16 protein-coding genes are annotated in these 13,750 nt (G+C 70.6%); 13 read left to right on the top strand and 3 right to left on the bottom strand.

Annotation, left to right across the window (positions count from 1 at the left end; genetic code table 11):
• Positions 1 to 68: 68 nt before the first annotated feature.
• The 4 genes from pstS (at position 69) to pstB (ending at position 4,099) form a co-directional block, all read left to right on the top strand.
• Entirely contained in the window at positions 69 to 1,169 is a 1,101-nt protein-coding gene (gene pstS, locus JAP66_RS01610; protein WP_199429481.1) for a phosphate ABC transporter substrate-binding protein PstS, read from the top strand.
• Between the two features lie 96 nt (positions 1,170 to 1,265).
• Complete coding sequence (gene pstC, locus JAP66_RS01605) at positions 1,266 to 2,210, top strand: phosphate ABC transporter permease subunit PstC (RefSeq protein WP_199429479.1); 945 nt, start codon at positions 1,266 to 1,268, stop codon at positions 2,208 to 2,210.
• On the top strand, positions 2,210 to 3,292 hold the full coding sequence (gene pstA, locus JAP66_RS01600; protein ID WP_199429477.1) for a phosphate ABC transporter permease PstA: 1,083 nt from the start codon (positions 2,210 to 2,212) through the stop codon (positions 3,290 to 3,292). Before pstC ends, pstA begins: the two co-directional genes overlap by 1 nt.
• Positions 3,293 to 3,319: 27 nt before the next feature.
• Positions 3,320 to 4,099 carry a phosphate ABC transporter ATP-binding protein PstB gene (gene pstB / locus JAP66_RS01595; protein ID WP_199429475.1) on the top strand — a complete coding sequence of 260 codons (780 nt, stop codon included), beginning with the start codon at positions 3,320 to 3,322 and terminating at the stop codon, positions 4,097 to 4,099.
• On the opposite strand, the gene mshD is transcribed toward pstB, so the two are convergent.
• Entirely contained in the window at positions 4,075 to 5,007 is a 933-nt protein-coding gene (mshD, locus tag JAP66_RS01590) for a mycothiol synthase (protein WP_199429473.1), read from the bottom strand. The two genes, pstB and mshD, sit on opposite strands and share 25 nt — an antisense overlap.
• 15 nt (positions 5,008 to 5,022) lie before the next feature.
• Positions 5,023 to 5,778, bottom strand: a complete 756-nt coding sequence (locus JAP66_RS01585; RefSeq protein ID WP_199429471.1) for a winged helix-turn-helix transcriptional regulator — start codon at positions 5,776 to 5,778, stop codon at positions 5,023 to 5,025.
• Positions 5,779 to 5,960: 182 nt separating this feature from the next.
• Here JAP66_RS01585 and JAP66_RS01580 point away from each other — a divergent pair, with 182 nt between their 5' ends.
• The 6 genes from JAP66_RS01580 to JAP66_RS01555 all read left to right on the top strand — a co-directional run bounded on the left by JAP66_RS01580 (position 5,961) and on the right by JAP66_RS01555 (position 9,950).
• Positions 5,961 to 6,827 (top strand): LmeA family phospholipid-binding protein, encoded by an 867-nt coding sequence (locus JAP66_RS01580; RefSeq protein ID WP_199429463.1) that lies wholly within the window; start codon positions 5,961 to 5,963, stop codon positions 6,825 to 6,827.
• A gap of 46 nt (positions 6,828 to 6,873) precedes the next feature.
• On the top strand, positions 6,874 to 7,299 hold the full coding sequence (locus JAP66_RS01575) for a thioredoxin family protein (protein WP_199429461.1): 426 nt from the start codon (positions 6,874 to 6,876) through the stop codon (positions 7,297 to 7,299).
• A gap of 216 nt (positions 7,300 to 7,515) precedes the next feature.
• Positions 7,516 to 7,950 carry a DUF4395 domain-containing protein gene (locus JAP66_RS01570; protein WP_199429459.1) on the top strand — a complete coding sequence of 145 codons (435 nt, stop codon included), beginning with the start codon at positions 7,516 to 7,518 and terminating at the stop codon, positions 7,948 to 7,950.
• 49 nt (positions 7,951 to 7,999) lie between these two features.
• Entirely contained in the window at positions 8,000 to 8,836 is an 837-nt protein-coding gene (locus JAP66_RS01565) for a sulfurtransferase (protein ID WP_199429457.1), read from the top strand.
• The gene (locus JAP66_RS01560; RefSeq protein ID WP_199429455.1) at positions 8,836 to 9,141 is read left to right on the top strand and encodes a DUF1416 domain-containing protein; all 306 of its coding nucleotides are present in this window, start codon (positions 8,836 to 8,838) and stop codon (positions 9,139 to 9,141) included. Before JAP66_RS01565 ends, JAP66_RS01560 begins: the two co-directional genes overlap by 1 nt.
• Positions 9,142 to 9,332: 191 nt before the next feature.
• Complete coding sequence (locus JAP66_RS01555; RefSeq protein WP_199429453.1) at positions 9,333 to 9,950, top strand: heme-binding beta-barrel domain-containing protein; 618 nt, start codon at positions 9,333 to 9,335, stop codon at positions 9,948 to 9,950.
• A gap of 44 nt (positions 9,951 to 9,994) precedes the next feature.
• On the opposite strand, the gene JAP66_RS01550 is transcribed toward JAP66_RS01555, so the two are convergent.
• Positions 9,995 to 10,846 carry an aminodeoxychorismate lyase gene (locus JAP66_RS01550; protein ID WP_199429451.1) on the bottom strand — a complete coding sequence of 284 codons (852 nt, stop codon included), beginning with the start codon at positions 10,844 to 10,846 and terminating at the stop codon, positions 9,995 to 9,997.
• A 31-nt stretch (positions 10,847 to 10,877) separates the two neighbouring features.
• Between JAP66_RS01550 and ygfZ the strand changes: the two genes are divergently transcribed.
• The 3 genes from ygfZ to JAP66_RS01535 all read left to right on the top strand — a co-directional run bounded on the left by ygfZ (position 10,878) and on the right by JAP66_RS01535 (position 13,722).
• Entirely contained in the window at positions 10,878 to 11,999 is a 1,122-nt protein-coding gene (ygfZ, locus tag JAP66_RS01545; protein WP_199429449.1) for a CAF17-like 4Fe-4S cluster assembly/insertion protein YgfZ, read from the top strand.
• A 167-nt stretch (positions 12,000 to 12,166) separates the two neighbouring features.
• Entirely contained in the window at positions 12,167 to 12,736 is a 570-nt protein-coding gene (locus JAP66_RS01540; protein WP_199429447.1) for an RsiG family protein, read from the top strand.
• Entirely contained in the window at positions 12,733 to 13,722 is a 990-nt protein-coding gene (locus JAP66_RS01535) for an asparaginase (RefSeq protein ID WP_199429445.1), read from the top strand. Before JAP66_RS01540 ends, JAP66_RS01535 begins: the two co-directional genes overlap by 4 nt.
• Positions 13,723 to 13,750 lie beyond the last annotated feature (28 nt).

Genomic DNA, 13,750 nt, shown 5'->3' with positions numbered 1-13,750 from the left:
GCGTCCAGCCCGTGAGCATGTCCACGAGTCGGCTCAGGCCGACCGGAAAACTTCGGAAGAGGTTAATTGTGAAGCGTACCACCCTGGGCCGCGCTCTCGCCCTCCCAGCGGCAGCAGCGCTCACCTTCGGCCTGGTGGCCTGTGGCTCGGCGAACGAGCCCAGCGACAGCGGTGGCAACGGTGGCGGTTCGGGACTGTCCGGCACCATCTCCGGTGCTGGCGCCAGCTCGCAGGACGCCGCGCAGCAGGCCTGGCGCGCCGGCTTCATCGAGGCGAACCCCGACGTGACGGTCAACTACGACCCGATCGGTTCCGGCGGCGGCCGTGAGCAGTTCGTCAACGGCGGCTCCGACTTCGGCGGCACCGACGCCTACCTGGACGAGGAGGAGCTGGCCGGTGCCAACGAGCGCTGCGGCCAGGTCGTCGAGGTGCCGACATACGTCTCGCCGATCGCCGTGATCTTCAACGTCGAGGGCGTCAACGAGCTCAACCTGAAGCCGGCCACGATCGCCAAGATCTTCAACCAGCAGATCACCAATTGGAACGACCCGGCCATCGCCGCGGACAACCCCGGCGTACAGCTGCCGGACAAGACGATCACGCCGGTGAACCGCTCGGACGAGTCGGGCACCACGGAGAACTTCGTCGAGTACCTCAAGGCCACGGCCCCGCAGGACTGGCCGCACGAGGTCAGCGGTGACTGGCCGGTGGCCGGCGGCGAGGCGGCGCAGGGCACCTCCGGCGTGGTCCAGGCCGTTTCCGGTGGCGACGGCACGATCGGCTACGCCGACGCCAGCCAGGCCCGCGAGCTGAGCACTGCCAAGGTCGGCGTGGGCGGCGAGTTCGTCCAGTACTCGCCCGAGGCGGCCGCCAAGGTGCTTGAGGTCTCGGAGCGCGTCGAGGGCCGTGGTGACTACAGCTTCGCCTACGACCTCGCCCGCGACACCACCGAGGCGGGCACCTACCCGATCGTGCTGGTGTCCTACGGCATCGCGTGCGCCAACTACGACGACGCGAACAAGGCCGAGCTGGTGAAGGCCTACTTCAACTACATGATCAGCGAGGAGGGTCAGCAGGCCGCGGCCGAGTCCGCCGGGTCCGCACCGATCTCTGATGCTCTGCGGCAGCAGATCCAGCCGGCCGTCGACGCCATCTCCTCCGGCAGCTAGTCCGGCCAGCCCTTATGGTCTCCGGTGGTCACCTGAGCAGGTGACCACCGGAGACTTCTGGACTTCTGCGACAGAGCATCGAGAAAGGGAGAAACAGTGCCCTCCAGCACAGAGAGGACACGGGCCCACCGGGCGCCGCAACGGCCGGGGGACCGCGTCTTCGCCGGGCTCTCGACCGGGGCGGGAGTCCTCATCCTCGTCGTCCTGGCCGGGGTCGCCGCCTTCCTGCTCACCGAGGCCTGGCCCGCGCTGGTGGCCCCCGCGGAGGACATTCCCGGCGGCGAGGGCGTCGCCATCTACATCTGGCCGCTGCTGTTCGGCACATTGCTCTCGGCCTTCCTGGCACTACTGATCGCGGCGCCGCTGGCCGTGGCCATCGCCCTGTTCATCACCCACTACGCCCCGCGCCGGATCGCCCAGGCACTCGGCTACCTCATCGACCTGCTGGCCGCGGTGCCGAGCATCATCTACGGCCTGTGGGGCATCGCCGTGCTCGCGCCGCTCTCCGTGGAACCCAGCGAGTGGCTCGCCGAGAACCTCGGGTTCATCCCGCTGTTCGCGGGCCCCGCCACATCGACCGGCCGCACCATGCTCGTCGCGGTGATCGTGCTCGCGGTGATGATCCTGCCGATCACCTCAGCGGTGGTCCGGGAGGCCTTCCGCCAGACGCCCCGGCTGCACGAGGAGGCTTCGCTCGCGCTCGGCGCGACGCGCTGGGAGATGATCCGGATGGCGGTGCTGCCGTTCGGCCGCTCCAGCATCATCGGCGCCTCGATGCTCGGCCTCGGCCGCGCACTCGGCGAGACGATGGCCGTCGCGATCGTGCTGTCGGTGTCCGGCGGCGTCACCTTCAACCTGATCAGCAGCGGCAACCCCAAGACGATCGCCGCGAACATCGCGCTGGACTTCCCCGAGTCGACCGGGATCGCGGTGAACACCCTGATCGCGTCCGGCCTCGTCCTCTTCGCCGTCACCCTGCTGGTGAACATGGCGGCCCGCGCGGTGATCAACCGGCGTCGTGAATTCTCGGGAGCCAACTGATGCCTACGACGACGTCCCGCGACCAGGGACCCGACCTGCACACGCCGCTGAACGCGGCGCCGCTGACCCACGGGCAACTTCCGCGCCGCGCGCCCCAGTCCGTCTTCCTCGCGGCCCTGGTGGCCGGCATCGCACTCCTGCTGAGCGGCTGGAACGTCGCCGCGGCGGCGATCGTCGCCGGCTTCGGCTACGCGGTCGTGGTCTACGCCTGGTCCCGCGCGGTCGAGGGGCCGAGGAAGGCCACCGACCGGCTGGTCACGGCCGTGGTCACCGGTGCCTTCCTGCTCGCGCTCATCCCGCTGATCTCGGTGGTGTTCACCGTGATCTCCAAGGGCGCCCCCCGGTTCGACGACCAGTTCTTCACGTACTCGATGCGCGGAGTCGTCGGCGAGGGCGGCGGCGCCTACCACGCCATCATGGGCACGCTGATCATCACCGGCCTCGCGGCGCTGATCTCCGTCCCGATCGGCCTGCTCACGGCCATCTACCTGGTCGAGTACGGCCGCGGCAAGCTGGCCAGGGCGATCACCTTCTTCGTCGACGTGATGACCGGCATCCCCTCGATCGTCGCCGGGCTGTTCGCCTACGCGCTGTTCGCGCTGATCTTCGGGCCGGGTGTCCGGATGGGCATCATGGGTGCCGTCGCGTTGAGCGTGCTGATGATCCCGGTGGTCGTGCGGTCCACCGAGGAGATGCTCAAGATCGTGCCGAACGAGCTGCGGGAGGCGGCGTACGCGCTGGCGGTGCCGAAGTGGCGCACCATCGTGAAGGTCGTGCTGCCCACCGCGCTCGCCGGGATCGCGACCGGGGTGACGCTCGCCGTCGCCAGGGTGATCGGCGAGACGGCACCGCTGCTGGTCACGGTCGGGATCACGTCGAGTGACAACTTCAATCCGTTCGACGGACGGATGGCGACACTGCCGGTATTCTCGTATTACCAGTACGTGACGCCCGGAGTACCGCCGGACCCGGCACTCAACCGGGCGTGGACAGCAGCGCTCACGCTCATCATCATCGTGATGGTGCTCAACCTCGCCGCCCGGCTCATCTCCCGACTGTTCGCACCGAAGACCCGCGGCTAGCGGCAACACCGGAGCAAAGGAAGCACTGTGGCCAAGCGCATCGAGGTCAAGGACCTCGACATCTACTACGACAAGTTCCTCGCCGTGCAGGGCGTGTCGATGACGATCCAGCCGCGGTCGATCACCGCACTGATCGGCCCGTCCGGCTGCGGAAAGTCGACGTTCCTGCGCACGCTCAACCGGATGCACGAGCTGGTGCCCAACGCCCGGGTCGACGGCAAGATCTTCATGGACGACGAGGACCTCTACGGTCCCGGCGTGGACCCGGTGAGCGTCCGCAGGGAGATCGGCATGGTCTTCCAGCGGCCCAACCCGTTCCCGACGATGTCCATCTACGAGAACGTCGCGGCCGGGCTGCGCCTGAACAGCACGCGGATCAAGAAGGCCGACCTGGACGAACTCGTGGAGCGCTCGCTGCGCTCGGCGAACCTGTGGGAAGAGGTCAAGGACCGGCTGAACCGGCCCGGCTCCGGCCTCTCCGGCGGGCAGCAGCAGCGGCTGTGTATCGCCAGGGCGATCGCGGTCCAGCCGGGCGTGCTGCTGATGGACGAGCCCTGCTCTGCGCTCGACCCCATCTCCACGCAGGCGATCGAGGACCTGATGCTCGAACTCAAGTCCGACTACACGATCGTCATCGTGACCCACAACATGCAGCAGGCGGCCCGGGTCAGTGACGTCACCGGATTCTTCAACCTGCGCGGCGTCGGCCAGCCGGGCGAGCTGGTGGAGATCGACGAGACCACGAAGATCTTCTCCACCCCGAGCAACAAGGCGACCGAGGACTACATCTCGGGCCGCTTCGGCTGATCCGGCCCCGCGTACTGGACGTCGACCTCGTACGGTTCGAAGCCCAGCTTGCGGTACACGGCGACGGCCGCAGCGTTGTCGCCCTCGACGTAGAGGATCACCTGGCGCAGCCCGAGGGCGCGGAGGTGGCGCAGGCCCGCGAGCGTGAGGGCCTTGCCGAGCCCGCTGCCCTGCGCCCGCGGGTCCACGCCGACGACGTAGACCTCGCCGACGGGTTCCCCGCCGAACCGATGCGGGTCGGGCGGATGGACCTTCGTCCAGTGGAAGCCGACGAGCTCACCTTCGGCGTTCTCGGCCAGGAAGAACCCGTCCGGGTCGAACCAGCTCTCCGACTCGGCCTCGCGAAGCTGCGCCACGCTGAACGCCGACTGCTCGGGGTGCCAGTCGAAGGCCCGGGCATTGACGTCGATCACGGCCTGCTCGTCCTGGCCCGGCACGAACGTGCGCATCCTCACCCCGCCTGCGGGCGCCGGCTCCGGCCAGTCGGCGTCACCGACCAGGGCGCGCATGACGAGCAGCTCGCGGGCCCTTTCGAGGCCGGCCCTCGCGGCCAGCCGCGCGGCGGCGGGGTGATCGCCGTGGGCCCAGACCCGGAGCCCGGTGGGTACTCGCTCGGCCAACGCGTCGAGCAGGGTCCGCCCGTAGCCCCTGTTGCGGCGCCCGGGATGCACGATCAGCTCGGCGACCTTCCGGCCGAACGCGTCGCCGCGCTCGTCCAGGTGGGCGTAGCCGAGGAGCTCATCGCCCTCGCGAGCGAGCAGGTGACTGCCACCGGAGAACTCGGGGGGCAGCGGACCCGTGGTCTCCACCTCGGGCCTGCCGTCGGTCTCCCGGGCCGCGAGCAGCAGCGCGCGCACGCGTTCGGTCCGCGCATCGTCCAGATCGTCGACCCACGCCGTGTTGAGCATGAGTCGACACTATCGCTACCTGGCCGAGAACTCGTTCGCCTCGGACGGCTGACGCGCGGCCTGCGGCGTGCCGCCCCGCACCGGGCCGATGGCCTTGGCGGGCCGCTCGAACTTGTAACCGACGTTGCGCACGGTGCCGATCATCTGCTCGTGTTCGGGGCCGAGCTTGGCGCGCAGCCGCCGCACGTGCACGTCCACCGTGCGGGTACCGCCGAAGAAATCGTAGCCCCAGACCTCCTGCAGCAGCTGGGCCCGGGTGAACACCCGGCCCGCGTGCTGCGCCAGGTACTTGAGCAGCTCGAACTCCTTGTAGGTGAGCTCCAGCGTGCGCTTGCGCAGGCGCGCGGTGTAGGTCGCCTCGTCGATGACCAGATCCCCCACCCGCAGCTCCGCGTCGACCTGCGTGGTGACACCGTCACGCGTGGTGGCCAGCCGCAGCCGGGCGTCCACCTCGGCCGGGCCCGCGGTGGGCAGCATGATGTCGTCGGCGCGCCACTCGGCACTGACCGCGACGAGGCCGCCCTCGCCGACCACCGCGACGACGGGCGTGCTTGCCTCGTCGTCGCCCGCGCCCTTGAGCAGGCGCGACAGGCTCTTGGCGGAGGCCAGGTCGCTGCGGGCGTCGAGCAGGATGACGTCCCGGTGACCGGCGTCGAGCAGGGCGGTCACCTCGGGAGCACGCACCCGGACCGTGTGCGGGAGCAGGTCGAGAGCGGGCAGTACCGATGTGGCGTCGGACTCCGCTGTGAGTACCAGTAGGTCCAGGCTCATGGCCACCGCCCTATATCTTGGGATCGCCTCGCGTACAGCTCCGGCCGGTCCTCAAGGAGAATAGCGGGTGGAAACCGGACTGTCTCGCCCGTGAAATCGGCATCACACGAGGTCGTACGGGGTCCCACGGGGTAAAGAGCCTGCCAGGTAACAGATCGGACGCGATTGTGAGCAACGCTGTGGTGACTCGGCAAACCCGGCCCTCCGGCCGGCGCAAAGGCCGCCGGGCGAGGAAGATCTTCGTCGTACTCGTGGTCTTCGTCGGACTGCTCGTGGGTGCCGACTTCGCCGCCGCCGCGTTCGCCGAGCACACCGTGTCACAGAAGGCCCGCGAGCAGCTCGGCCTCGCCGACGACCCGGCGGTGACGATCAACGGCTTCCCGTTCGCCACCCAGGCGTTGTCCGGCGAGTACGACCACATCACCGTCTCCGCGGAGGGGGTTCCGGTGCAGGACACGCTCCGCGACGTCGCGATCCGGGCCGACCTGCGCGACGTCACCGCGCCGCTGTCGGACCTGACCGCGGGCAACATGGAGGCGATCACCATCGGCGACCTCGAGGGACAGGTGACGCTGAAGGCCAGCGACATCTCCCGCGTCGAGCCGCTGACCAACATCGAGAACCTGCGGATCGAACCGGCCTCGGAGGAGTACGTCCGCAGCGGCGAGGGCTCCGACGGCACGGGCGACCCGGACTCGGGCTCCGGCTCGACGGACTCGGAGGAGGGCTCGACCGCGGGCGTGCGGCTCTCCGGCGAGGCACAGATCGCGGGGGAGCGGGTCGAGATCTTCGCCTTCGCCATGATCGAACTCGACGGCACCGCGATCCGCATCACGCCGCAGCGGCTCCAGTTCGGGAATGACCGGGAGACGACGGTCGTTCCCCGGGAGGTGCAGGAGGCGCTCCTGCCGAACTTCGAGGCGGACATCAACACCGGTGAGCTGCCCTTCACGGTGACGCCGACGACCGTCAAGGTCGATCCCGGCTCCATCACCATCAAGGGCAAGGCCAGCAACGTGACCTTCTCCGGGGCGTCCGCGGGACAGTGACGACACCGACACCGACACCGACACCGACACCGCCGAGGAACATGCCATGACCGGTCTGTGGGTCCTGGTCGCCACGCTGGTGGCCGGCCTGGTCGCGGGTGGCGTGCTCGCCGCCCGCAACGGGCGGATCCGCGGTTCGGGGCGGGCCGGACAGACACCACGGACACTGCCGGGGCCGGTCGTGGAGGCCCTCGACCCCGCGGCGAGCGTGACCCTGGTCCAGCTCTCGACCACCTTCTGCGCGCCGTGCAGGCAGGCCCGCACGGTGCTGGCCGGCCTGGCCGAGCGCACCGAAGGGCTGCACCACGTCGAGCTGGACGTGACGAACCGGCCGCAGGTGGCACAGGAACTCGGCGTGCTCCGGACCCCGACCACCCTCGCGCTCGGCCGCGCCGGTGAGGAGTTGCTGCGCGTCAGCGGCGTCCCCCGGAGCGGGGAGCTGCTCGCCGCTCTCGAACCGCACCTCGGCTGAGCGGCCCTCCCACCTGGTAGGACGGCGCCGGCGCCGCTCGTCCCACAGACTGAACGCTGTTCCCACTGTCAGGGAGTCTGGGTACCCTTGGCGCCGTGGACCGGCTGCCCCTTCACCTCCTGACGCAGCGCCGCGCGGTGGATCTGTGCCGCGTGCGCAGCAGCCTGTGTTCGTCGTGCCGATAGTTCCGGCTCGACGTCCAGCTCAGGAGGTGCCATGTCAGCAAGTCCCGCGGTCGACCCCCGCGGCCCGCGCTTCGCCGCGGCGGTGACCACGGTGGTGCTGGCCGTGGTGCTGGTCACCGGCTGGTGGCCGCTGCTCGCGGCGCAGACGGTGGTGTTCGCCATCGGTGCCTTCGTGGGGTTGCGGCCGGCCCCGTACTCGGTGCTCTACCGGCTGCTCGTCGCGCCCCGGCTGCGGCCGACCACCGAACGTGAGGATGCGGCGCCGCTGCGGTTCGCGCAGGCGGTCGGTTTCGTGTTCGCCCTCGTCGGCACGGTCGGTTACGCGTCCGGGCTGACGACGGTGGGCATCGTGGCGACGGCGTTCGCCCTGTTCGCCGCGTTCCTCAACGCGGCGTTCAACTTCTGCCTCGGCTGCGAGGCTTACCTGCTCCTCCGGCGGTTCACACCACGCGCCGGGCAAGCGTGAAGACAGTCCCCCGATCGAGAAAACGAGTAGAGAAAGTGAGTGCCGCTCAATGAGCCGTGAAGACGTCCTGGTCACCACCCAGTGGGCAGAGGACAACCTCAACACTCCCGGCGTGGTGTTCGCCGAGGTCGACGAGGACACCACCGCCTATGACGGCGGGCACATCCCGGGGGCGGTGAAGATCGACTGGAAGAACGACCTGCAGGACCCGGTCCGCCGGGACTTCGTCGACAGGGCCGGCTTCGAGGCGCTGCTGTCGGAGAAGGGCATCGGCAACGACGACCTGGTGGTCCTCTACGGCGGCAACAACAACTGGTTCGCCGCGTACGCGTACTGGTACTTCAAGCTCTACGGCCACGACAAGGTCAAGCTCCTCGACGGCGGCCGCAAGAAGTGGGAGCTCGACGGCCGCGAGCTGAGCACCGACGAGGTCAAGCGCGAGCGCACGAACTACACCGCCAAGGACCAGGACCTCAGCCTGCGGGCGTTCCGGGACGAGGTCGTGGACGCGATCAACACCAAGAACCTGGTGGACGTGCGCTCGCCGGACGAGTTCTCCGGCAAGCTGCTGGCGCCGGCGCACCTGCCGCAGGAGTCCGCGCAGCGGGCCGGCCACATCCCGAGTGCGGTGAACGTGCCGTGGTCCAAGGCGGCCAACGAGGACGGCACGTTCAAGTCCGCCGAGGAGCTCGCCGAGCTCTACCGGGAGGCGGGTCTGGACACCTCGAAGCCGACCATCGCCTACTGCCGGATCGGCGAGCGTTCCAGCCACACCTGGTTCGCGCTGCACGAGCTGATCGGGCTCGAGGACGTGAAGAACTACGACGGTTCGTGGACGGAGTACGGCTCGCTGGTCGGCGTGCCGGTCGAGACGGGAGCGAAGTGATGAGTGACGGTTGCGGTGCCCCCGCGCAGACGGCGATCGCCGCCGACGCGGACACGAACGGACAGGTCGTCGTCGCGGGCAAGGTGACCGGCGGCGAAGGGCCGCTCGGTGGCGCCTTCGTGCGGCTGCTCGACGCCGACGGCGAGTTCGCCGGCGAGGTGCAGGCCTCCGCGGAGGGTGACTTCCGGTTCTACGCCGCCCCGGGCAGCTGGACGGTGCGCGCGCTGCACCGCTCCGGCAACGGCGAGGCTTCGGTCAGCGCCGAAGGCCCCGGGCTGCACCAGGTCGCCATCGCGGTCGCCTGACGGTTTCGTGTAGTGAAGGCCACCGGCATCCGTGCTGGTGGCCTTCACCGCGTCCGGGGCGGAGGGGTTATCCTTCGCCCGTGGAAATTCTGTTTACGACGCTGCTGGTGCTGGCCATCGTCGCCACGACATGGTTCGGTGGCTACGTCGTCTACCGGCTGTACTCCGATCAGCGCTGAGTGCCGGGTTCGATGACTTCCAGCGGTGACGAGGCGATCCGCGCCGCGGCCGAGCGAGCCGAGAGCACGGCCGGGCGCAACATCCCACAGCTCGACGACCTGCCCATCCAGGGCGACACGGCCAACCTGCGCGAGGGGCCGAGCCTCAACGACGCCTGCCTGGCGCTGCTGCCCCTGGTCGGTGTGTGGCGCGGCGAGGGTGAGATCAGCTATCCGACGATCGACGGCCCGTTCCGGTTCGCGCAGCAGCTCACCATCTCCCACGACGGTCGCCCTTTTCTGTGCCACGAGGCCCGCTCGTGGCTGCTCGACGCCGACGGCAACGTGATCCGGCCCGCCGCGCGCGAGACCGGCTGGTGGCGGCCGCAGGCGGACGACACGATCGAACTGCTGCTCACCCACTCCAGCGGCATCCTCGAACTGTTCTACGGCAAGCCGACGAAGCAGACGGCGTGGGAGCTGGGCACCGACGCGGTCGTGCGCAGCGTCAGCGCCAAGGACGTCACGGCCGCGAAGCGGCTCTACGGGATCGTGGGCAACGGCGACCTCGGCTACGTCGAGGAACGCGCCATGGTCGGCGAGCCGATGACGCCGCACGCGTCGGCGCTACTGCACCGCGTCGTCGGCTAACGCCCCTCGTGAGTGCGCACACGAGTTCTAACTCGCGTGCGCACTCACGAGGCGTACTCGTCCTCGTAGGCCTGCGCCAGCTCCGCGTGGATCGCGGCGGAGTCCGGCAACGGTTCGCCGTCCAGCGTGTGCACCCTGGTCAGCTTGCGCACCGACGAGGCGAGGAAAACGCCGTCCGCCGAGGGCAGATCCGCCGCCGCCAGCGGTTCGACCTTCGTGCTCCAGCCCAGCCGCTCGGCGGCCCGGAACACGCTCTCCTGGGTGGTGCCGCGCAGGATGCCGATGGACGGCGGCGGCGTGTAGAGCGTCCGGCCGCGCGCGAGGATCACGTTGGAGGTCGGCCCTTCCAGCACGGAGCCGTCGGTGCCGGTGAAGATGACGTCCGCGGCGCCGCGCCGGGCGGCCTCCCGCCAGGCCGCCATGTTGATGGCGTAGGACAGCGACTTGGCGCCGAGCAGCAGCCACGGCGCACGGTCCGCCAGCCCCGGGTCGATGCCCCGGTCGAGGGTGACCGCGGCGACGCCGTCGGCCCTGGCCCGCACGTACCTGTCGCTGATCTCGCTGCCCACCGCGAACGCGGTCGGTGTCGCGGTCGGGTCGTCCTCGACGCCGCGCGTGTAGACCAGCTTCAGCGCCATCTCGGACGGGCCGGACCAGTTGTCGATCACCAGCCGCGTCACCCGTTCCCACGCCGCCCGGTCCGGCTCGGGCAGGTCGAGCATCGCCGCGGACCTGGCCAGCCGGTCGAGGTGCGGACCGAGCTCCCGGGGCCGGCCGTCGACGACGAGGACCGTCTCGAAGACGCCGTCACCGCGGAGCAATCCGAGGTCGTCGACCCGGATGTGGGCCGCGGTGGGATCGGCCAGGGTTCCGTCGAGGAAGGCGAGCACGCGCATGGGGCCACCGTACTCACATACGATCGAGGACATGACGTACCAGTCGCCGCTGCTCGACCACCATGGCGCGGTCGCAACGCCCGAAGGCCATCCGGAGACCGGGATCCCCTGGCACTGGGGTGACCCGTTCGCCGAGCAACGCACGGCGGTGCGCGGGGTCACCGTCGTGGACCGATCGCACCGGGAGGTGATCGCGGTCCGCGGCGAGGAGCGGCTGTCGTGGTTGCACCTGGTGATCTCGCAGCACGTCACCGCCTTGCCCGAGGGATCGGGCACGGAGGCACTCGTGCTCGACAGCCACGGCCGGATCGACACGCACATGGTGCTCGCGCACACCGACGGCACCGTCTGGCTGGACTCGGATCCGCAGCCGCAGGCGACCAGTGCGCTGCCGAAGGGCGGGAAGCAGACCCTGCTGGAGTACCTCGAGGCGATGAAGTTCTGGGCCAAGGTGGAGCTGACCGACGCCACCGGCGAGCTGGCCGTGCTCACGCTGCTCGGCCCGGAGATCCCGAAGGTCCTCGACGTCGAGCTCGCCGGCGAGCCCTATGCCGTCGCCGATCTGCCCGGCGGCGGGTTCGCGCGCCGCATGCCCTGGCCCGGCCACGACGCCGTGGACCTGCTCGTGCCGAGGACCGCGCTGGATGAATGGTGGGGCAGGCTCACCGACGCGGGTGCGCGGCCCGCCGGGATCTGGACGTTCGACGCGCTGCGGGTGGAGTCGCTGCGCCCGCGTCTCGACGTCGACACCGACGAGCGCACGATCCCGCACGAGGTGAACTGGATCGGCTCGGCCGCGCACGTCGCGAAGGGCTGCTACCGGGGGCAGGAGACGGTGTCGAAGGTGCACAACGTCGGGAAGCCGCCGCGGCATCTGGTGCTGCTGCACCTCGACGGGTCGCCGGAGATCTACCCGGAGACGGGTGATCCCGTGCTGCTCGGCGACCGGACGGTCGGCCGGGTGGGCAGCGTGGCGCAGCACCACGAGCTGGGCCCGGTCGCCCTCGCGCTGGTCAAGCGTTCGACGCCGACGGAAGCCGAGCTGCTGGTCGGCGCCGAGGACCGGGTGGTGCAGGCTTCGATCGATCCGGACTCGGTGCCCGGTGAGCGGGTGGCGCCGGGCCGGGAGGCGGCGCAGCGCCTGCGGGGGTAGCAGCGACAGCACAGCGCCCCAATGCGGCACCGCGTGCGCTCAACGCAACCAACGCCGCATCGGGGACACGCGCTCAGGCCCGGACCGGCGGCAAGCGATCACGTGACTGCGGTACCGTCGCGTGCCCACCCTGGTGTGTCCGACCGATGTAGAGCAGGATGACCCCCGTGATCGAAGTCCGGCCCGGCGGGCGCCGTCGCATCGACCGTGTCCTCGCCGCCGACTATGTGCGTGACCTGAACACCCTGACGCTGGCGAACCTGCGCGAGCGGCGGGACGAGGCCGCCCAGGAGGAGACGGACCTGTCCTACCTGCGCCGCCTGCTGCACGCCCGCATCGACATCGTCCGCGCCGAGCAGCAGCGCCGCAGCTCCGGCGGCGAGGCCAGCATCGTCGACCAGCTCGCCACGATCCTCGCCGACAACGCCATCGGCCCGGCGGCGGGATCCGGCCGTCACCAGCCGCTCGAACCGTCCCGGGCGGGCGAGTACCGGCGGCGCGCCGAGGCGCTCGTGGGTGACGCGGACCTCTCGGACGTGTCCTCGCTCACCGACGAGAAGCTGGCCGAGACGCTGAGCACCTACCGCGAGCAGGAGGCGTCGGTCTCGATGCGCCGGCGCGAGGTCCAGGCCGTGGTCGACGCGTTGAACGCCGAGATCGCCGGCCGCTACGCGCAGGGCACGGCGTCGGTGGACGAGCTGCTGGCCAGCGAGCGGCGGAGGGACGACGCGGATTGACCGGGCCCGCCCTCGTCGAGGTCGTTCGCTCCGGGGTCGTCGAGAGCGTCCACCACGGCGCACTGGTGATCACCGCCCCGGACGGCTCCGTGCGGCTCGCCATCGGCGAGACCGACCGGCCGGTGTATCCGCGCTCGTCGACGAAGCCGTTGCAGGCCCTCGGCATGCTGCGCGCGGGCCTGCGGGTCGACGCCGCCGAGCTGGCGCTGGTGTGCGCGTCACACAGCGGGGAGTCCGCGCATGTCGAGGGCGTTTCGGCGCTGCTCGGCCGGGCCGGGCTCACCGAGGACGACCTGCGCTGCCCGCCGGACTACCCGCTGCACGAGCCGAGCAGGCTGGCCGCGATCCGCGCGTGGCCCGGCAGCCGCCGCGGCGCGATGAACTGCTCGGGCAAGCACGCCGGGATGCTGGCCACCTGCGTGCACAACGGCTGGTCCACGGGCGACTACCTGGATGAGCGGCACCGGCTGCAGCAGGCCATCGCCGGCACGGTGGCGGAGCTGACCGGTGAGCCGATCGCGGCCACCGGCGTGGACGGCTGCGGGGCGCCGCTGTTCGCCTACTCGCTGACCGGCCTCGCCCGCGCGTTCGGCAGGCTGGCCGCCGCCGGCGAAGGCGCCGAGCGGCGGGTCGCCGACGCCATGCGCGCACATCCGTGGCTGGTGGCGGGCACCGGCCGCGAGGACACGCTGTTGATGCTCGCGGTGCCCGGGCTCCTGGCGAAGGTCGGCGCGGAGGGCGTGCACGCGGTCGCCCTTCCCGATGGCACGGCGGTGGCCTGCAAGATCGCCGACGGCGCCGCCCGCGCGCGCAGGCCGCTGGTCGTCGCTGCGCTGCGCGCGCTGGGCGCCGTGCCGGACAACCCGGCGGCCGCCTCGGTGCTGGACGGCCTCGGCCGCGGGCACGGCGAGGTGCTCGGCGGCGGCGCCCAGGTAGGCGAGCTGCGGCTGACTCGTGAGTGCGCACGCGAGTTAGAACTCGTGTAGGCACTCACGAGCGGGGGGGCGGGCGGCT

The organism is Qaidamihabitans albus, assembly GCF_016464705.1.
In the GTDB taxonomy this organism is placed as follows: domain Bacteria; phylum Actinomycetota; class Actinomycetes; order Mycobacteriales; family Pseudonocardiaceae; genus Qaidamihabitans; species Qaidamihabitans albus.
Note: the sequence above shows the minus strand (reverse complement) of the source record. Positions and strands in the feature narration are given on the sequence as shown.

Bases quoted from the DNA above. Each gene is read 5' to 3' on its own strand.
- pstA (WP_199429477.1), top strand. From the start codon at position 2,210: ATGCCTACGACGACGTCCCGCGACCAGGGACCCGACCTGCACACGCCG.
- mshD (WP_199429473.1), bottom strand. From the start codon at position 5,007: ATGCTCAACACGGCGTGGGTCGACGATCTGGACGATGCGCGGACCGAA.
- JAP66_RS01585 (WP_199429471.1), bottom strand. From the start codon at position 5,778: ATGAGCCTGGACCTACTGGTACTCACAGCGGAGTCCGACGCCACATCG.
- JAP66_RS01575 (WP_199429461.1), top strand. From the start codon at position 6,874: ATGACCGGTCTGTGGGTCCTGGTCGCCACGCTGGTGGCCGGCCTGGTC.
- JAP66_RS01570 (WP_199429459.1), top strand. From the start codon at position 7,516: ATGTCAGCAAGTCCCGCGGTCGACCCCCGCGGCCCGCGCTTCGCCGCG.
- JAP66_RS01565 (WP_199429457.1), top strand. From the start codon at position 8,000: ATGAGCCGTGAAGACGTCCTGGTCACCACCCAGTGGGCAGAGGACAAC.
- JAP66_RS01560 (WP_199429455.1), top strand. From the start codon at position 8,836: ATGAGTGACGGTTGCGGTGCCCCCGCGCAGACGGCGATCGCCGCCGAC.
- JAP66_RS01555 (WP_199429453.1), top strand. From the start codon at position 9,333: ATGACTTCCAGCGGTGACGAGGCGATCCGCGCCGCGGCCGAGCGAGCC.
- JAP66_RS01550 (WP_199429451.1), bottom strand. From the start codon at position 10,846: ATGCGCGTGCTCGCCTTCCTCGACGGAACCCTGGCCGATCCCACCGCG.
- ygfZ (WP_199429449.1), top strand. From the start codon at position 10,878: ATGACGTACCAGTCGCCGCTGCTCGACCACCATGGCGCGGTCGCAACG.